The sequence below is a fragment of the Oceanobacillus alkalisoli genome, assembly GCF_021556485.1.
GTDB lineage: Bacteria > Bacillota > Bacilli > Bacillales > Amphibacillaceae > Oceanobacillus > Oceanobacillus alkalisoli.
This window is the reverse complement of the sequence record NZ_JAKGBW010000011.1, coordinates 90,271-109,491: the sequence shown is the minus strand read 5'-3', so window position 1 is coordinate 109,491 and position 19,221 is coordinate 90,271. Positions and strand designations below refer to the sequence as shown.

18 protein-coding genes, 1 pseudogene and 1 riboswitch are annotated in these 19,221 nt (G+C 41.2%); of the genes and pseudogenes, 15 read left to right on the top strand and 4 right to left on the bottom strand.

What is annotated here, in order from left to right; genetic code table 11:
* The first annotated feature begins 27 nt into the window (after positions 1 to 27).
* The 7 genes from glmM (at position 28) to LZD48_RS11810 (ending at position 9,571) form a co-directional block, all read left to right on the top strand.
* Positions 28 to 1,371 carry a phosphoglucosamine mutase gene (gene glmM / locus LZD48_RS11840; protein WP_235762954.1) on the top strand — a complete coding sequence of 448 codons (1,344 nt, stop codon included), beginning with the start codon at positions 28 to 30 and terminating at the stop codon, positions 1,369 to 1,371.
* A 121-nt stretch (positions 1,372 to 1,492) separates the two neighbouring features.
* A riboswitch (cobalamin riboswitch) is annotated at positions 1,493 to 1,679 on the top strand.
* 322 nt (positions 1,680 to 2,001) lie between these two features.
* On the top strand, positions 2,002 to 2,994 hold the full coding sequence (locus LZD48_RS11835) for an ABC transporter substrate-binding protein (RefSeq protein ID WP_235762953.1): 993 nt from the start codon (positions 2,002 to 2,004) through the stop codon (positions 2,992 to 2,994).
* A complete protein-coding gene (locus tag LZD48_RS11830) occupies positions 2,984 to 4,009 on the top strand; it encodes a FecCD family ABC transporter permease (protein ID WP_235762952.1) in 1,026 nt (341 codons plus the stop codon). Before LZD48_RS11835 ends, LZD48_RS11830 begins: the two co-directional genes overlap by 11 nt.
* A gap of 10 nt (positions 4,010 to 4,019) precedes the next feature.
* A complete protein-coding gene (locus tag LZD48_RS11825) occupies positions 4,020 to 5,504 on the top strand; it encodes an adenosylcobinamide amidohydrolase (RefSeq protein ID WP_235762951.1) in 1,485 nt (494 codons plus the stop codon).
* Positions 5,505 to 5,552: 48 nt separating this feature from the next.
* Positions 5,553 to 6,140 carry a cob(I)yrinic acid a,c-diamide adenosyltransferase gene (locus LZD48_RS11820; RefSeq protein ID WP_156856589.1) on the top strand — a complete coding sequence of 196 codons (588 nt, stop codon included), beginning with the start codon at positions 5,553 to 5,555 and terminating at the stop codon, positions 6,138 to 6,140.
* A gap of 82 nt (positions 6,141 to 6,222) precedes the next feature.
* On the top strand, positions 6,223 to 7,386 hold the full coding sequence (gene trpB / locus LZD48_RS11815; protein WP_235762950.1) for a tryptophan synthase subunit beta: 1,164 nt from the start codon (positions 6,223 to 6,225) through the stop codon (positions 7,384 to 7,386).
* Between the two features lie 535 nt (positions 7,387 to 7,921).
* A complete protein-coding gene (locus LZD48_RS11810; protein ID WP_235762949.1) occupies positions 7,922 to 9,571 on the top strand; it encodes an SLC13 family permease in 1,650 nt (549 codons plus the stop codon).
* Between the two features lie 44 nt (positions 9,572 to 9,615).
* Here LZD48_RS11810 and LZD48_RS11805 read toward each other — a convergent pair whose 3' ends face one another.
* Positions 9,616 to 10,821, bottom strand: coding sequence for an MFS transporter (locus LZD48_RS11805; protein ID WP_235762948.1), 1,206 nt, complete (start codon positions 10,819 to 10,821; stop codon positions 9,616 to 9,618).
* A gap of 446 nt (positions 10,822 to 11,267) precedes the next feature.
* On the opposite strand from LZD48_RS11805, the gene LZD48_RS18920 reads away from it, so the two are divergent.
* The 4 genes from LZD48_RS18920 to LZD48_RS11790 all read left to right on the top strand — a co-directional run bounded on the left by LZD48_RS18920 (position 11,268) and on the right by LZD48_RS11790 (position 14,519).
* A complete protein-coding gene (locus LZD48_RS18920) occupies positions 11,268 to 11,561 on the top strand; it encodes a LacI family DNA-binding transcriptional regulator (RefSeq protein ID WP_310739822.1) in 294 nt (97 codons plus the stop codon).
* 28 nt (positions 11,562 to 11,589) lie between these two features.
* Positions 11,590 to 11,997 (top strand): substrate-binding domain-containing protein, encoded by a 408-nt coding sequence (locus LZD48_RS18915; protein ID WP_310739821.1) that lies wholly within the window; start codon positions 11,590 to 11,592, stop codon positions 11,995 to 11,997.
* Positions 11,998 to 12,044: 47 nt separating this feature from the next.
* Positions 12,045 to 12,824: a Cof-type HAD-IIB family hydrolase gene (locus tag LZD48_RS11795; RefSeq protein WP_235762947.1), complete on the top strand. Its 780-nt coding sequence runs from the start codon at positions 12,045 to 12,047 to the stop codon at positions 12,822 to 12,824.
* A gap of 282 nt (positions 12,825 to 13,106) precedes the next feature.
* Positions 13,107 to 14,519, top strand: coding sequence for an MDR family MFS transporter (locus tag LZD48_RS11790; RefSeq protein ID WP_235762946.1), 1,413 nt, complete (start codon positions 13,107 to 13,109; stop codon positions 14,517 to 14,519).
* Positions 14,520 to 14,656: 137 nt separating this feature from the next.
* Here the strand turns inward: LZD48_RS11790 and LZD48_RS11785 are convergent, their stop codons facing one another.
* Positions 14,657 to 15,076: a hypothetical protein gene (locus LZD48_RS11785; RefSeq protein ID WP_235762945.1), complete on the bottom strand. Its 420-nt coding sequence runs from the start codon at positions 15,074 to 15,076 to the stop codon at positions 14,657 to 14,659.
* Positions 15,077 to 15,613: 537 nt separating this feature from the next.
* Between LZD48_RS11785 and LZD48_RS11780 the strand changes: the two genes are divergently transcribed.
* The 3 genes from LZD48_RS11780 (at position 15,614) to LZD48_RS11765 (ending at position 17,685) form a co-directional block, all read left to right on the top strand.
* Positions 15,614 to 16,570 carry a tRNA dihydrouridine synthase gene (locus tag LZD48_RS11780; protein ID WP_235762944.1) on the top strand — a complete coding sequence of 319 codons (957 nt, stop codon included), beginning with the start codon at positions 15,614 to 15,616 and terminating at the stop codon, positions 16,568 to 16,570.
* A gap of 352 nt (positions 16,571 to 16,922) precedes the next feature.
* Complete coding sequence (locus tag LZD48_RS11770) at positions 16,923 to 17,246, top strand: GNAT family N-acetyltransferase (RefSeq protein WP_438822764.1); 324 nt, start codon at positions 16,923 to 16,925, stop codon at positions 17,244 to 17,246.
* A 40-nt stretch (positions 17,247 to 17,286) separates the two neighbouring features.
* Positions 17,287 to 17,685, top strand: a complete 399-nt coding sequence (locus LZD48_RS11765; RefSeq protein ID WP_235762943.1) for a VOC family protein — start codon at positions 17,287 to 17,289, stop codon at positions 17,683 to 17,685.
* 576 nt (positions 17,686 to 18,261) lie between these two features.
* Here the strand turns inward: LZD48_RS11765 and LZD48_RS11760 are convergent.
* Both LZD48_RS11760 and LZD48_RS11755 read right to left on the bottom strand, forming a co-directional pair.
* A complete protein-coding gene (locus LZD48_RS11760; protein WP_235762942.1) occupies positions 18,262 to 18,444 on the bottom strand; it encodes a hypothetical protein in 183 nt (60 codons plus the stop codon).
* 27 nt (positions 18,445 to 18,471) lie between these two features.
* A pseudogene (locus LZD48_RS11755) lies at positions 18,472 to 18,672 on the bottom strand (helix-turn-helix transcriptional regulator).
* A gap of 186 nt (positions 18,673 to 18,858) precedes the next feature.
* Between LZD48_RS11755 and LZD48_RS11750 the strand changes: the two are divergent.
* Positions 18,859 to 19,194 carry a type II toxin-antitoxin system RelB/DinJ family antitoxin gene (locus LZD48_RS11750; RefSeq protein ID WP_235762941.1) on the top strand — a complete coding sequence of 112 codons (336 nt, stop codon included), beginning with the start codon at positions 18,859 to 18,861 and terminating at the stop codon, positions 19,192 to 19,194.
* The last annotated feature ends 27 nt before the right edge of the window (positions 19,195 to 19,221 follow it).

Here is a 19,221-nt window from a genome sequence, read left to right as displayed (position 1 = left end):
GATGGTTTATTAAAAGGAGAGGTATGAATGAAGAAGTATTTTGGGACCGATGGTGTCAGGGGTGTAGCGAATAAAGATTTAACACCGGAACTTGCCTATCAATTAGGTCGAATCGGCGGATATGTACTGACGAAGGAAAGGGAAAATCCAAAAGTAATCATTGGCAGAGATACACGTATCTCCGGTCATATGCTTGAGGGAGCATTGCTTGCAGGCTTACTTTCCATCGGGGCAGAAGTCATGCGTCTCGGCGTTATCTCTACTCCAGGGGTAGCTTATTTAACGAAATCGATGAGCGCGGATGCAGGAATTATGATTTCTGCGTCTCATAACCCAGTAGAAGATAATGGTATTAAATTCTTCGGTCCGGATGGATTTAAACTGACGGATGAGCAAGAAGCTGAGATTGAAAAGCTTATTGACGCAGAGGATGAACTCCCGCGTCCAGTTGGAGCGAATATCGGGACAGTGAATGCTTATTTCGAAGGCGGGCAGAAGTATATTTCATTCTTGAAAGATACGATTGATAACGACTTTGATGGTCTATCAATTGCTATCGACTGTGCGCATGGTGCGACATCCAGTCTTGCAACCCATCTTTTTGCAGATCTCGAAGCAGATATTTACACGATTGGTGCTTCGCCAAATGGCCTCAACATTAACGATGGTGTAGGCTCGACCCATCCAGAAGCGGTAAGAGAGCTTGTTTTGGAAAAGGGTGCAGATATTGGACTAGCATTTGACGGGGATGGCGACCGTTTAATTGCAGTTGACGAGAAGGGTAAAATCGTTGACGGGGACCAAATTATGTACATTTGCGGTAAATATATGAAGTCCAAAGGTGCGCTTCGTGAAGATACGATTGTTTCAACGGTAATGAGTAATATCGGATTTTATAAGGCACTTGAAGAAAATGGCATGCATAGTGATAAAACAAATGTTGGTGACCGTTACGTCATGGAAGAGATGCGCAGAGGCGGATTTAACCTTGGCGGAGAACAATCCGGCCATATTATTTTCCTTGACTTCATCACGACAGGTGACGGAATGCTATCGGCATTGCAACTTGTGAACGTCATGAAAGATACAGGAAAACCTTTATCTGAACTAGCTGGAGAGATGCAAGTATTCCCGCAAGTCCTGAAAAACGTTAAAGTAACAGATAAGAATGAGGCATTGACCAATCCACTTATATTAGAAGAAATCGACGCCGTGGAAAAAGAGCTCGGTGAATATGGCCGTGTACTCGTGCGTCCATCCGGAACGGAGCCACTCGTCCGGGTAATGGTCGAGGCAGAAACAGAGGAAGCATGTAATAAATATGCTGACCGTGTTGTCACTTTAATTGAGGATTTACTTGGTTTACAATAATGGATTAAAACTGCTTTCTGTTATGGAAGCAGTTTTTTGTATTGTCATCTTGCCTTATAATTAGATAAAAAGATGACTTTCACATAAAAAAAGTGTACGATATGAGATAGATTCAATTGAAAATGATATGCAAAGAATAGGTGGATTCGATTGCTGAATTCTTAAAAGGGAAGTTGGTGTAAGTCCAACGCGGTCCCGCCACTGTAAGTGCGAATGAGCTGTAAATACCACTTTGCGATAGATGCATGGGAAGGTGCAGCAGAGTGATGAGCATGAGCCAGGAGACCTGCCTATTCTGTAACGCCAGCACTACGAGGATAGTCAGGTGATGGGTCTATATGGATGTATAACCTATTTACTGAAGCATCTTCACACTGTGTGAGGTGCTTTTTTATATGAATAGGAAACTATAAAGCAAAAATGCTGTGGATAACTTGAATTCCCGGCGATAGCCACGTCCGGCTCCAGCGCCCAGCAACTGACAAACTTCACACTCCTCCAATCGATAAGTCAACATCGGCTCCTTACGTCGCCATGTTTCCTTTATCTCATTCCGGAGTGCTCCAGTTTGTACGTTGCTAAACGGGCGCTTGCGCCTTTGTTCATGAATTTATTATTGGAGGAATGGAAATGAAGAGATTATGGCAAGGTTTGCTGCTCGCGTTCTTACTTAGTCTGCTAGTTGCTTGCGGACAAGGTGCGACAGACAATGAGGATGCAACTGGAAATACAGATAAAGAGGAAGCGACTGAAGAAGAGTCAACGAACGATAATCATTATCCGCTGACACTCACAGATGCTATAGACAATGAAATAACACTTGAGGAAGAACCAGAACGGATTGTTTCATTGATTCCGAGCAATACCGAAATCGCGTTTGCTTTAGGACAAGGGGAAAAGGTGGTCGGTGTGTCGGATCATGATAATTACCCGGAAGAAGTACAAGATATTGAAAAAATCGGTGGCATGGAATTGAATGTGGAGCGGATCATTAGTCTTGACCCGGATATTGTCCTTGCGCATGAATTGGGAGTGAGCAGTGCCCAGGAGGCATTCGAACAACTTGAAGCTGCGGGTGTCCAAGTTTTTGTTGTTCAAGATGCACAGGATATTGCGAGCACATACGAAACGATTGAAATCGTTGGACAAGTTATTGGAACTGATCAGGAAGCAGAAGAATTAATGACAGAAATGGAAGCAGAATTTGAAGAAATTCGAGAGCTTACATCCGAGATATCTGAGGAAGATGTACAGACAGTTTTCTTTGAAAATTCTCCTGCACCGGACATTTACACAGCAGGACAGCATACGTTTATCCACGAACTGTTAGAAATGATTCATGCTGAAAATGCTGCAGCCGAACATGAAGGCTGGCTGGCGCTTGATCCAGAGGAAATCATTGAATTGAATCCCGATGTAATCATCACTTCTTACGGCGCATATATTGAAAATCCGGAAGAAGAAGTGCTTTCGAGAAGTGGCTTTGATGTAGTAGAAGCCGTTGCAAATGAAAGAGTTTACGACATTGATGCTGATTTAATTACACGTTCTGGTCCGAGACTCACGGAAGGTGCAAGGGAACTAGCTGAAGCTGTTTATCCGGAGCTGTTTGATGAAGAGTAATGCAATAAAATATGGTATTTCTTGTGCGCTTCTCATTGGTGCAATGCTATTTGCCATTTCGATTGGGAGTGTATCTGTCCCGATCCTTGATATTGTCAAAGTGATTGGCAGCGAGGCTTTTCGGTTGCCGGTTGGTGATGATGTTGATCCGATGTATGTAAGTATTGTATATGAGATTCGCTTGCCAAGGGTACTGTTGGCGGGACTTGTGGGGGCATCGCTTGCGATTGCGGGAGCGGCCTTCCAAGGCTTATTAAGAAATCCGCTCGCGGAGCCCTATATCCTTGGAGTATCTTCAGGAGCATCAGTTGGTGCTGTTGCGACATTGTTTTTCGGAATCTCGCTACCGGTTATCGGGATGTATACTTTGCCATTTTTGAGCATTATCACAGCCTTAACAACCATTTTAATTGTACTTTACTTTGCACGTAAAATTGACCGGACGATGCGGGTAGAAACGATTATTCTTACGGGAATTATTTTCAGCGCGTTTTTAGGTTCGATTATTTCATTAATTATCGCGTTGACAGGCGATGAATTGCAGCAGATTATCGGCTGGATGCTTGGCAGTGTATCGATGCGGGGCTTTCGCTATGTTGGAATCATTCTTCCTTTCTTTATTCTTGGCTCCTTCATTTTATTAATGAATGCAAAAGAACTGAATGCAATGTCGCTTGGCGAAGAGAGGGCACAGCATTTAGGCGTTGATGTCGGCAAGCGGAAGTTGCTAATTCTTATTGCGGGTTCTATCCTCACTGGAGCAGCGGTTGCGGTATCTGGAACGATTGGTTTTGTCGGGCTCGTTATTCCGCACTTAACTAGAAAGCTGTGGGGCCCCGACCATGTCCATTTGCTGCCACTCTCCATGATTACTGGGGCGGGGTTTCTTATCTTGACGGATTTGTTATCGCGGACGATTATCTCACCTCAAGTATTGCCTGTCGGAGTGATTACAGCTTTAGTAGGTGCACCGGTATTTGCGATAATATTAATTAAACAACGGAGAAGAAGTTGAGAGGTGAACCATGCTTTTAATTAAAAATGCCTCGGGTGGCTATGATGGCGAGGAGATTGTAAAAAACATTAGTTTTTCCGTAAATGAAGGGGAGTTTTTTGGAATTCTAGGACCGAATGGCAGTGGGAAGACAACTTTAATCAATATGATTAGTGGACTGCTCGATCTGCAACAGGGAAAAATTGAAGTAGCGGGGAGAAACATTGCCGATTACTCTAAGAAAGAATTAGCTAGGAAAATCGCCGTCTTACCCCAACTCACTCCCCAAGTTTTTCCTTATACGGTAAAAGAAATGGTGTCACTTGGTCGTTATGCGCATCATAGCGGGTTGTTCCGATCATGGACAAAAGAAGATGAGGAAATCGTTCAGCGTGTCATGCGGCAAACGAACATCCTCGAATTTGCGGACACCTCGGTGATGGAACATTCTGGAGGAGAACAGCAGAGAATATTCCTGGCCCAAGCTCTCGTGCAGCAACCGAAAGTTCTTCTCTTGGACGAACCAACTAACCATCTTGATTTAGCTTATCAAAAAGAATTGCTTGATTTGCTCAGAAAAAGTGCAAAAGAAAAGGGCCTCACAGTCGTGGCGATTTTGCATGACTTAAACCTTGCGAGCCTTTATTGTGATCGCCTGCTTTTAATGGACGAGGGCGAAGCAAAAGCGTTGGAAAATCCAGATGAAGTGCTTTCTGAAGAACTGATTAACTCGGTGTTCGATACAGAGGTCATTAAGCAGGCCCACTCTAAAATTGCCAAGCCACAGCTGCATTTAATGCCAAGCAAGAAGACGTGGCAGGCAAAAAAACTGTGGTCAATTGATGAAACAAACCTTTCTTTTAGTACAGAGCAAATCGTACTCCATTCAGATCTGCCGGTGAAAACGATATCCTCTGGTATCGTTGGCGCAGGGATTGGCTGGTATAAATACTTTGTCAATCGGCATGTCGATGAGAATTATTATTGTAATGATCACCGGAAGGAAATGCGAACTTATTTAAAAGGGCGAGGTTTCCCGCCGGCTCAGACGGTTGGAATGATGACGGCAATTGTCTTGGAAGATTACAGTTATGGTATTTATGAGGGTAATGGTTTTTCAATCTTAGTTGTTGTGACAGCGAGTGTTGGAAATGCGGTGGACAGCTCACGAGCAAAGCCGCTTGTTGGTCCAGTTGCTCCGGGAACGATTAATACATGGGTTTTTGTAAATGGCAGTTTAACGGAAGAAGCCTTTATCCAGGCAACGATCACGGCAACGGAGGCAAAGGCTCAAGTGTTAAGAGACCTCGCTATTCAAGACCGGAAGACAGGTACGGTCGCAACAGGAACTCCTACAGACAGTATTTTAATTGCCGCAACCCAACAAGGGAAGGAATTAGATTACGCTGGAACCGCGACAGAGTTAGGTGCTCTAATAGGAAATGCTGTTTATCAAGAAATGAAGCAGGCCATTTCCAAAACATTAAATAGGAAAAAAGCAGCTGAACAGGGGTAAATCAAACGTTTGCTTGAGAGTATAAAAACAAAAAAAGGAGCGATTCATTTGAGACTGTATACAAGGGCTGGCGACAAAGGAAAGACCGCGTTAATAGGTGGAATGACGACGAAGGATGATATTCGGGTGGAAGCTTACGGATCAATTGATGAAACGAATTCTTTTGTAGGTCTTGCGGTAGCTGGGCTCAATAAGAATAAAGAACCGTTCAAAGACCTCATTGCTGATTTGAAAAAAATTCAGCATGAATTATTTGACTGCGGAACTGAGCTTTCTAATGTATCGAAAAAAGAACGTCCTCACGAGCTTTCTGAAGATATGATTACGTATTTGGAAGAGAGAATGGATGTCTTAATAGACGAGGCACCAGAGCTTGAACGATTTATTCTCCCAGGCGGAACGGAGGCCGCTGCATATTTACACGTTGCGAGAACAGTGGCAAGAAGAGCGGAAAGACAGATTGTAAAACTTTATCAGCGGGAAGAAGATTTAGATCCAATTCCGTTAAAGTATATGAATCGATTATCTGATTATTTCTTTGCAGCAGCCCGTGTAGTTAATTCTCGCCTGCAAGTTGCAGATGTGGAGTATGCCCGCAGTGCAAGGGTTTTTCGTGGCAGTAATAAGAAAAAGTGAAGTTATAATACAATCTTGAATTATTTCATTTTTCATTTATAATGAAGAGAATCTTGAAATTTCATGTAGGAGATGAGTAGAGTTGAGTAAAGAGAATGTAGCAGAGAAAGGTTACTTTGGTGATTTCGGAGGAAGCTTTGTCCCAGAAGATTTGAAGGATATTTTAGACGGAATTGGTGTAGCTTTTGAGAAATATAAGGATGATCCTGAATTTCTTGAGGAATACCGGTATTATTTGAAAGAGTATGTTGGACGCGAGAATCCACTAACCCTTGCGAAAAATCTGACTGAAAAAGTTGGTGGGGCTAAAATTTATTTGAAGCGTGAAGACTTGAATCATACAGGGGCCCATAAAATTAATAATGTGCTCGGACAGATTCTTTTAGCGAAGAGAACCGGTGCAGAGCGGATTATAGCGGAAACTGGAGCAGGTCAGCATGGTGTTGCGACAGCGACTGCTTGTGCGATGGTCGGACTGCCGTGCACGATTTATATGGGTAAAAAAGATACTGAAAGACAACGCTTGAATGTATTCCGGATGGAACTCCTCGGGGCTGAAGTCGTAGCTGTCGATAAAGGGTGGGGACGTCTGAAGGAAGCGGTGGATGAAGCATTTGCTGATCTTGTCGCTAATCACGAAACGACCTTTTATTTAATCGGTTCGGCAGTAGGGCCATATCCATATCCCGAGATGGTAAAATATTTCCAATCTATCATCAGCGAAGAATCGAAACGTCAGATTCTGGCGAAGGAAGGTAAACTCCCTGCAGCTGTCGTCGCTTGTGTTGGTGGCGGAAGTAATGCAATCGGTGCTTTCGCTCATTACATTGATGAAGACTCTGTACGACTGATTGGTGTGGAACCTGCTGAGGCAGCTTCCATTTCGAAAGGGAAGCCAGCAGTATTCCATGGTTATCGTTCCTTAACGTTATTAGATGAGGATGGTGAAGCATTGCCAACCGACTCGATTGCAGCTGGGCTCGATTACCAAGGTGTCGGTCCAGAGCATAGTCATCTGCATGCTATCGGCCGCGGGGAGTATGTGAGTGTGACCGGCGAAGAAGCATTGGAAGCTTTTCAAGAGTTATCGAAAACAGAAGGAATCATCCCTGCACTTGAAAGCTCCCATGCAGTAAGTCATGCGATTCAGCTTGCGAAAGAGCTCGGGCAGGATGATGTGATTATCGTGAATCTTTCTGGCCGGGGTGATAAAGACGTGGAGCAAGTATTTGAGATGTTGAAATAGAATAGTGGATTGGGAGAAAAGAGCATGGATATCGTTCTGTGCTCTTTTTTGTTTTTACGCTCATATTAGCAATGAAGGATGGGGCTTTGGCTGTTTATAAGTGCTGTAAACGCCGGGATGAGCAGTGTCTCTATTTCCTCGGTCGTTTATAGGTGCTCTAATCTACCGAATGAACGGCGTCTCTTATTTTCCGGTTGTTTATAAGTGCTTTAATCTACCGAATAAGCAGCGTACCCCATCTCTCGGTTGTTTACAAGTCCTCAAATCACCTGAAGAAGCAGTGACTCTCTAGCTCCTGTCGTTTACAACCATTCTAATTTCTTGAGCTTTGTATAATCCATGTTTTTCAGTAGATTCACATACCATAGATCGCTATTTTCTAATAAAATCATTCTGTTATATATCAATATAAATGTTATAAAACAATCAACGGAGTGTGTGCGAGACTTGATTACCGGCTGATATACAACAACTTGCTTTTTATAAAAAATACATTTAAACTAGATTTATATTTTTATATAAAAGGAGGAGCATCATGATCTCAGCAACTTGGGGTTGGCTTTGGGAAAAGCATGATCAAGTGAAAGACATGTTTCGTTTTTTCGTGAAGCCGGGAGACGCAATAGAGAAAAATAAAGTGAAAAAACCAGACGTAACAAAGAGTGGCTACGGGGGAAAAGGAAATGGCGGAAAGCGACCGTATACGAATGCCCAGATAACTGGTCTGATTCTAGGACCGCTATTATTTATTCTTCTTAAATTCATCTTAACCTTTGACGGATTATCTAGTGAGGGACAAGCAATTCTTGCAAGTACCGCTTGGATTGCAACATGGTGGGTTACCGAAGCCATTCCGATACCAGCAACATCCTTGCTCCCGATCATCTTATTCCCATTGGCAGGTGGGCTGGATATGAAAGCCACGACGTCAGCTTATGGAAATGATACGATCTTCTTATTTCTTGGCGGGTTTGTTTTAGCATTAGCGATGGAAAGATGGAATTTGCACCGAAGAATTGCAATCAATATCATATCTGTTATGGGGACGAGACCAGACCGGATTGTGCTAGGGTTTATGGTAGCTACCGGTTTTCTTTCCATGTGGATTTCCAATACCGCAACAGCGATGATGATGATTCCTATTGGGCTGGCAATTACGTATCAAGTACAAGATGCTTTGAAAGATAATCCGAAAGTCGATACGTCAAAAGGGAATTTCTCCTTTGGAAAAGCAATTATGCTTGGGATTGGTTATTCCGCTTCAATTGGTGGGATGGCGACTCTTATTGGAACGCCGCCAAACGCAATCTTAGCTGGCACGCTTCGTGAACTATTCGGTTATGAAATTTCCTTTGCGAGCTGGATGCTATTTGGGGTTCCATTTGCTTGGAGTTTACTATTCTTCGCTTGGTTTTATTTAACGAAAATGGCATTCCCTACAGTGTTAAAAGATTTGCCGGGTGGGAAAGCAATATTCGATCAAGAGAAAGAGAAGCTTGGGAAAGCTTCCTATGAGGAGAAAGCTGTTTTCATCGTTTTTGTTCTAACAGCGCTTTCTTGGATTACCCGTACTTTCGTTCTGGAAAAAATCAATCCGAATATTGATGATACAGTAATTGCAATTCTTGCTGCTGTTGTCCTATTCTTGATTCCAGCGAAGAGTTCAAAAGCAAGTCATATTATGGATTGGTCTAGTGCAGTGAAACTACCTTGGGGCGTCCTGCTTCTTTTTGGTGGAGGTCTATCGATTGCAGCAGGCTTCACAACTTCCGGATTATCAGAATGGATTGGGTCTCAGTTGAACGGTCTTCAGGGCGTTCAGATCATATTAATTATTTTAGCTGTAACGGCTCTTGTTAACGCACTTACTGAAGTTACATCCAACACAGCAACTGCAACAATGATGTATCCGATTATGGCGGCACTTGCTCTTGCAGTGGATGTCCATCCACTCGTGTTAATGGTTGCAGCAGGACTTTCTGCATCTTGCGCATTCATGCTGCCAGTTGCTACACCGCCGAACGCAGTTGTCTTTGGGACAGGTTACATGCGGATTGCTGATATGGCAAAAGCTGGATTCTTCTTGAATGTCGCGTCAATTGTTTTAATTACTTTAATTAGTTATTACATTCTTCCAATAGCACTGGGTATTGATATTACCGTTTTCCCGGACAGCTTTAAATAATAATAAAAAAGAGACGGATAAACAAATCCATCTCTTTTTTACTATCAACCTTGCATACTTCTATTTTCAGTTCGCTTCTGATAGATCATAACCAATCCCAAGTACGCTGTTGGTAAGATTCCAGCAAAGATTATAATTGCATCCCAGCCAGCAAGATTCCAAAGCGGTCCGACTGCGGTACTTCCCATACTGACACCAATATAATAAGCAACTAAATAAAGACTCGCGGCACTTCCTTTATGATGCGTAGCCTGTTCTGCAACGGTACTTGCTGTTAACGAGTGTGCAGTGAAGAACCCTAAACACATTACACATAATCCGACAATGATAATTGGTAGCGGGGGACTTAGTGTAAAGGATATTCCAAAGGACAACACCAAGATTCCTGCTATCCGCACAGGCCTCAGACCGAATATTCCAGCTAACCAACCAGCAAACGGTGCTCCGAAGACACCAAATCCATAGGCAAAAAACATAAAGGAAATTGTTTTCACAGATAATGAATAGGGCTCCGCTTCCAGATGGAATGGTAAAAATGTCCACACAGAAGTGAAGGCTAGCTGCAAAATGACTCCCATCCCAATAACGGTTAGCAGCTTTGGATTTTTAAAGTGAACGAGCATTCCTTCAATGTCTCTACGGAAAGAGAGATCACTTGGTTGAAAAAAGCGTGATTTAGGCAGGAATATGAAAACGAGTAACACGACAATCAAACCCAACCCAGCAAAACTGTAAAAAGCGACTTCCCAGGTAAAACGATCGGACAAGTAACCTGCCATCACTCTTCCAACCATCCCGCCGAGTGCGTTACTCGCTATATATAATGCCGTGGCAACTCCAATGTGGGACCGGTCAATTTCTTCATTAATATATGCCAAAGCAGCTGCTGGGAGCCCTGCTAACGTAAACCCTTGAATGAATCTTAGTATGACGATAAGTGAAAAGGCATCCAACAGTGGAATGAAGAAAAAGGGGATGATAGCTATAATCAATGAATACTTGATAAAAGCGACCCTGCCCAATCTGTCGGATAAAAAACCGATTACAATGAGTCCAATAATCAGACCGATGACCGGCAAAGAAAATGTTAAGGTTGCTTCGGATACTGTTACATTAAATTCCCTGACAAATAAAGGCAGGAGTGGCTGGACGGCATAGAGGCTCGCAAAGACAAAGAATGAAGCAAGCGCGAGGCTAATTGTAATCCGCCAAAAAGAGCTATCTTTTATGGTGTGTTTTTTGAGTTTCATTATGATGCACTTCCTTATGTAGGTCAACATGGTTGTCTTGTTATCTATTATAGCGCATATTGAAACAAATATTTATTGAAAGAATAAAAAATGAAATCTGATCGAAGACTTCGCTTTAGGAGCTGGAGTTTTTAGTTACTATTATTGGCAATCAACGAATCTGTTTAAAGGAACAATAGCTGATACACACCGTTACGCCTAAAAGAATGTCACGCCGATATTCTATCAGCTTTTGTCAAAAGAGACGAATAAGTCTCCTTCTGACTAAACCTTATCTCATGAAACGCTTTTCAGAGCAAGGATTATTTATCCATAAACCAAGAACGCTCGTGATTTCAGTTCTGAGAGGTTCAAAATAGTGGTAACAGATTGACATGAAATGCGTTTCATAGCTTATACTAGAATTAATTCTTTCGTTGCAAGTACTTATGGGGCAGGGTGAGTAAATGGCAAATATTAAAGATTTGGCCGAAATGGCAGGGGTATCCGTCACAACTGTTTCTCGGGTGTTAAATAATCACCCCTATGTTAGCGCTGGGAAAAGAAAAGCTGTTGAAGAAGCGATTAAAGCAACGAATTACCAAAAGAATATAAATGCGGTTCATTTAAGCAGAGGTAAAACAATGTTGATTGGTGTGGTTCTCCCCTTTTTCGACCATTCCTATTTTTCTCTGATATTGATAACAAATCAGGCAATGAGAGAGAATTATAAAATCGTATTGTTCCAAACGGGGTTTTAAAAAGGAAAGAGAGATAGAAGCATTGCAATTGTTAAAGCAAAAGCAAATTGATGCATTGATTATTTGTTCAAGGGCAAGTGAGTTGTCCATTATAGAAAAGCATACACCGTATGGTCCAATTATTTTATGCGAAGATGTTCGAAGTAAGATTATCGACCAAATACAAAGAATAGAAAAACCGCCGACTGCCATGTTGGTAACAAGTGACCAAGTTGCGGCAGGTATGATTATAAGTAGTCAGCGGAATGAACTATCCATCCCAGCGGATTTAGCTATTATTGGCTTTAATAACGAGCCGATTGCTGGGATAATGGATATAACGACCATTGAAATTCCATTAACGGAAATGGGGAAAACCCTTTTTCGGCAAGTGTTAGATGAAAAGGTATCCCATCAGGAGTTTAAGGAGAAGTTGATTGAAAGAGGGACAGTATGAAATAATTGGTCTTAAATAAATATGCAAGGTGAAAGGAAGACAAGAGAATGATAGAAAAAAGCGTAATTTTCTTTGATATAGATGGTACATTGCTTGATCATAACAAAGAGTTGCCATCTACAGCAAAAGAAGCGATATTTCAACTGAAGGAAAAAGGGCATGTAATCGCAATCGCTACAGGACGGGCTCCATTTATGTATGCTGATTTGCGGGAAGAATTGGGGATTGATTCCTACGTGAGTTATAACGGACAATACGTTGTTTTAGAAGGGGAAGTGATTTATACTAATCCTTTAAACAAGTATTCTCTGTTAAACTTTACAGAAGCAGCCCTACATCATGATCATCCCGTTGTGTATATGGATCATGAAGATATGCGGGCAAATGTCCCAGAACATCCGTATATTAATGAAAGTATTGCCAGTTTAAAAATTAAGCAATTCCCAACACATGACCCTCATTATTATAAAGATCGTGCGCTGTACCAAACATTGCTATTTTGTGCAGAAGGAGAGGAAAAACAGTATGAAAGGGAATTTAAAGACTTTGATTTTGTAAGATGGCATCCTGTATCGGTAGACGTCGTTCCAAAGGGCGGATCGAAGGCCATAGGAATTGAAAAGATGGTTGAAAAACTTGGGATCCCGCGCGAAAGACAATATGCCTTTGGTGATGGATTGAACGATTTGGAAATGTTAAGTTCGATTGAAAATGGAGTGGCGATGGGAAATGCAGAAGAAGTGATAAAATCAGCTGCAAAGTATGTTACCCGTTCTGTTGATGATGACGGAATCGTTCATGGTCTGAAGATGGTGGGTTTGCTGTAATAGGTTATTGAAAATGCAAGGGGGTTTGTTCCTTGCATAAAAAATGAGCCCGCAACTTAAAAGGTAAGTTGCGGGCTATTCGTATGGAATGAAATTTTATATTTTGAGTCAAAGTCTTCCTCGGCTTCCCTTGAAGCGAGATTGCTAGAAATGATGCTTCTTACCTTTCAAATAGGTGGGAAATAGGATATGATAGATAATTGTCATAATAAAAGTAATTTATAATGCCTTTTATCCTGCTTTTTGGATCTGCACTTATAGATAGAATGAGGTAGATATAGAATGATATCCCAAACTTATAATAGAAAGCCAATTGTTGCCTTGTTATTGGCTGGGGCATTTATTTCAATACTAAATCAGACAACGATGATTACAGCAATTCCTCCGATTATGGCAGAAATGCATGTCAGTGCAAATACAGCCCAGTGGTTAACAACCGTTTTTATGCTCGTCAATGGTGTGATGATTCCCGTTACAGCCTTCTTGATTGAACGCTTTTCAACACGGCAGCTCTTTATTTCTGCAATGAGCATTTTTGCCTTTGGAACACTGATAGCAGGAATCGCGCCAGGCTTTAGCGTTCTTATACTTGGCCGGATTATTCAGTCAGCGGGTGCCGGAATTATGATGCCACTGATGCAAACGGTCTTTTTATTAATTTATCCGATTCATAAGCGCGGTGCAGCGATGGGGCTCGTGGGCTTGGTTATCCAATTTGCTCCGGCCATCGGTCCTGTTTTGTCCGGTTGGCTAATTAGTGCTTATTCCTGGCGTGTTATGTTCTTTGTCATTTTACCTATTGCCCTTTTGCTTATTGGCATTGGTACGCGTGCTATGAAAAATGTTACAGAACTGACCCGGCCAAAAGTAGATATTTTATCTATTATCCTATCCTCATTTGGTTTTGGAGGATTGCTTTATGGCTTCACCAGTGCAGGAAATTTCGGCTGGGGACATATTATAACCATTAGCACCTTAAGTCTAGGTGTGATTGCTTTGGTTCTGTTTATCGTGCGGCAACTGCGACTAACTCATCCGATGCTGGAATTTAGAGTATTTAAATACCCTGTTTTTACATTGACGACCGGTATTGGGGCGCTCGCATTTGTAGGTCTAATTGGGATTGAAACATTAATCCCGCTTTATATGCAAAATATGCGTGGCTTTACAGCGATGGAGTCAGGACTAGCGATTTTACCCGGGGCGCTCGTTATGGGTTTGATGTCACCGATTACGGGACGTATTTTTGATAGAATTGGAGCCAAGTGGCTGGCAGTAACGGGATTAATCATCATGACACTTACGACATTCCCTTTTGTAATCCTTACATCTTCTACTTCGTTTGCTTATCTCACAATCTATTATGCTATTCGTATGTTTGGACTTTCGATGGTGATGATGCCTGTGACAACAGCTGGATTGAACCAATTACCTAATCGGTTAATCGCACATGGGACCGCGATGAATAATACCATGCGCCAGGTCTCTGCTTCAATTGGAACGGCAATTCTTGTGACGATCATGACCACAACGGGGGAGGAAGCGAGGCAGGATCCGTCGATTGTAAACCCAATGATTCATGGTGTGAATGTTGCCTTTATCGTGATCACAATGCTTTCCATTGTTGGGCTCATTTTGTCCTTTTTTATCAAAAAAACCTACCCACCTGAGGAAACAGGCGAATCGGGCGCGTAAAAAAATCGGGCGCGTAAAAATAGCGGCAAGAAGGTAAATTTCAGTTATTTGACGAGAGATTATGAAAGGCAAGGCGTTGCAATACACAAGTCGTTCTTGCATGGTTACGTGACAGACCAAATGTAGATTCAATCGTCTTAGCTGCGAGAAATAAAGAACAGTTGATTATATAGGAAGTCATACGGTAACCTATTTGAAAGAATAGGGGGAAGACGATCGGGATGGAAGTAGCGGACACTTTCCGTATTACCAATAACGATAAATTCTGCTTCTTTTTCTTCTTGAATTGGCACTACAATTTCTTGAATCATCGCCGCAGGATTCTCCGATTGAAAAGTTTTTCTTAATTCGGGAATAGTTGAGACCGTCTTCGCAACATGGAGTGCCCGCTTTCCTACTTGATCCTCAGTTGTATTAGAGATAAAGGTATGGAGAAAGAACGCAAAGACAATAAAGATACTGATAATCAAAATGCTGATTAAGGCTATCATTTTCGCCTTTAAATTAAACCGGATTTTTGGCTGATTTTGTTTAGGTTGATGAGGAATTGGATTCATTGTTTTGACTCCATCTCTCTTAGGTATATTTGTATTATATAAGTTGCACTAAATATTTCATTAAAAGTTGTCCTAGCAATTACGAGTTGGCAGGAGGCCCTTATGAGATAAAATAGGCTTTGAATCTGTGAAATTGTCTTATAAATGTATGCTATTAGACATAATTGTCACTAAGTGAAGGAATCTGTCTCATAGAAGCGTTCTATCAGACAAAATTGACTCTAACTCCCACGAGACTGTCTCATAAATGCTTCTATCAGAAAAAATAGAATCTAAATATGTAATAGTTGAATCCCATCCTACAAGAAGAGAAATAAACAATAGTGAATTATACTTTATATAAGTGTTCAATATCTATAGTTTATCATACTGGGAAGAGTGAGGGCTTTTAAGGTATAAATAAACAACTCGATTTACTCTAGTTGAAAATAGAGGCTTAAACATGGTATAAGTGTAAAGGTAATGAAGATATTTTTGACTTTTTTACGGATTAGGGAAGGGTTTTCCCGAAGCCGATGATGAAAGGATTTTAATACAATGAATAATTTTTGGCATGAATTACCGAAGCCGTTTTTTATATTGGCACCGATGGAAGATGTGACGGATGTTGTATTCCGTCATGTGGTGAGTGAAGCAGCACGGCCTGACGTGTTTTTCACGGAGTTTACGAACACGGAAAGCTATTGTCACCCAGAAGGGAAGCAAAGTGTGCGTGGGCGTTTGACATTTACAGAAGATGAACAGCCGATTGTCGCTCATATATGGGGAAATAAGCCGGAGCACTTCCGCGAAATGAGTATTGGCATGAGCGAAGCGGGTTTCCGTGGAATTGATATCAACATGGGCTGTCCGGTGCCGAACGTGGCAGCAAATGGGAAGGGAGCGGGCTTGATTCGTCATCCTGAAGTTGCTGCAGAAGTAATTCAAGCAGCGAAAGCAGGAGGCCTACCCGTCAGTGTGAAGACGAGGCTCGGTTATACGGAAGTTGAAGAGTGGCGCGACTGGCTGACACATATCTTCGAGCAGGATATTGCGAACTTGTCCATTCACTTACGGACTAGAAAAGAAATGAGCAAAGTTGACGCGCATTGGGAGATGATTCCGGAGATCAAAAAGCTTCGTGATGAAATTGCTCCAGATACACTACTCACCATCAATGGTGATATCCCTGATCGCCAAACTGGCTTGGAGCTTGTAGAACGGTACGGGGTGGACGGGGTCATGATTGGGCGCGGGATTTTCAAAAATCCGTTCGCTTTTGAAAAGGAAGCGAAAGATCATAGTCCAAAGGAATTGCTTGACCTGCTAAGATTGCATCTCGATCTCTTTGATAAGTACTCTGCGATAGAGCCACGCAACTTTAAACCGCTCCGTCGCTTCTTTAAAATCTATGTCCGGGAATTCCGGGGATCGAGTGAATTAAGACATGAATTGATGAGCACGGAAACAACGGATGAAGTGCGCACGTTACTGGATCGCTTTCCATTAAATTGATACGGGAAAATTGGAGTGTAAATGATGAATTTTATAATAAGGCAGGAAGAAGCTGAGGATTACGAATAGAGAAAGTTGTGCAGCGTGCATTTGTTGATGCAGAATATAGTGATAAAAAGGAACATAAGCTGGTTTCCAGAATTAGGAAAGACAATACATTTATTCCCGAATTATCGCTAGTTGCTGTAGATGAAAATGAAATAATCGTAGGACAAATTTTATTATCCGAATGAATTTCATAATTACCAAAGTCGGCTTTTCCATCACCATATGTAGTTGGGAACGAACCAACTCAACTACATATGGTGATGGAAAAGCATTAAATACGTATTATGAAATTCATTAATCCAAAATAAAAATTAAAAATAGCGATCAACATATAGAATCCCTTGCGCTTGCGCCTGTTTCCGTCTTACCCGATTATCAAAACAGAGGCCTAGGCAGACAATTGATTCTTGAAGCGTTGAAGCGAGCGAAAGAACTTGAATATCAGTCGGTTATTGTCTTGGGTCATCCGGAATACTATCCGAAATTCGAATTCAGGAAGGCATCTGAATTAGGAATAAACGCCCCTTTTGACGTTCCAGATGAAGCATTTATGGCCATTGAATTACAGGAGAAGGCACCCCAGCGGTTTTCTGGAACGGTTGAATATCCGAATGTGTTCTTGGAATAATTAGAGCAAGCCAGCAAAAAATTCAAGGAGTCGATTATAAATGACGAAGGTTACACCATTTCTCATGTTTCAGGATGGCAAGGCAGAAGAAGCGATGAATTTCTATACATCGCTAATCAAGGATTCCGAAATTACAAGTATTACCCGATACGGGGCGAATGAATCTGACGGGGATGAAGGAACGGTCATGCAGGCGAACTTCACTTTAAAAGGCCAGGAATTCATGTGTATTGACAGTAATATTGAGCATCAGTTTTCCTTTACGCCTTCGTTCTCCATTTTTGTTGATTGTGATACGGAAGAAGAGCTTACCAACCTTTATGAAAAACTGCTAGAAGGTGGACAAGCGCTGATGCCGCTTGATAATTATGGTTTCAGTAGGAAGTTTGGTTGGATTAATGACCGGTTTGGAGTTTCTTGGCAAATTAATCTACCATAACGAGAAAGCCTGGTCATTATAAATGGACATTTTGGTAATGAAAACAGAAGAAATCCGCTTAAGATGGGAAAAACAGTTCTTAAGCGGGTTATTTATTTTTCAGCTATTCCTGCCAGCTAGAAATCCTACTATACCAATAATCACGAATAACACAAATATAGCAGTGAAAAATAGAATAAATCCTTTCTTGGATAATCCCCTTTTTCTTATCATAATACTTACAAAATAAAAGATAAGATATTCCCCAAATGGCAAGAAACCCTGCGATAATCTCCCATTGTATAATCATACTCACCCCTTTTATCCCGTTGTAACCGTCCGTAAAACTCCCACTTCAAAACTTTAGGTTCTTCGAGAAAGTTGAGGTGGTGGGAAGAAACGTGAGCTAACACCTAAGGTTCGTTCAACTAACAATCCATTGGGGCTTGAAGAAAAACCCCCCATTGATTGAAGTTTCACTTTATTAATTTCTTTTTGCTAAAAGAACCCAAGAGATAAACACTGTACCTATTGTCAGCACAATCAAGATATGAAGAACATCGATGGCAGTTAAAGGTAAAATATCAAATTCTATAATCAATACAAGGATGAAATAATAAAACAACAAAGCGAAATAACTGTAAAAGCAAACAATAAATACGTCATATGAGGCGGAGCAGCTTTTGCCATGAATGCTATGAATGCGGTGAAGCCAAATAAGAGTAAACTTAATATCCCTAAAATGAAATAAGTCTTTGGCATATAATCTTTATTCTCCATCTTGCTTCCTCCTTTAAATTTTCTATATTAGCCATCTTCTTCCAAGCTAAAAATAATTTCCATATTCGTCTTAAATATTTTTGCCATCTTTAAAGCAAGTGGCAGGGAGGGATTGTATTTCCCTTTCTCAATGGAGATGATAGTCTGCCTGGAGACCTCGAGAGCCTCTGCAAGCTTTTTCTATGAGTACCCGAACTCTTGTCTATATTCAACTAATTTATTTTTCAAATTAGAACCACCTGCTTTCAATCAAAGTCCAACGTAAAATAAACTTTACGTCAAGCGAACTTTACATTAGGGTTATTACGATTCAAGTAACGAATTTAATAATGATTGTTAAATGCAACAAAAACAAATGTATTGCTTTTGTATATACAAAAGCATAATGTGTATATAAGAAGAAGTGGATTGATAATGGCCAAAACAACAAATATCTATGTGAGGCTGGAACCAGAACTGAAAGAACAAGCTGAGGATATCCTAGGGCAATTGGGAATCCCATTATCTAATACAGTTAATATATTTTTGAAACAGGTTGTCATGCAGAAAGGAATCCCATTTGATGTAAAGATTCCTGTCATGGAACCAGTTGATGTATCGAGCTTAACGGAAAAAGAGATGGATGCAGAATTGGAAAAAGGATATACAGATTATATACAAGGAAATACAAAATCTGCTGCAGAAGTTTTGCGAAGATCTGTAAAGAGTACGACTTATGAAATAAAAAGTTGTATTAACGGAACAAAGTGAGTTTGATTTAAGAAGTATTTATGAATA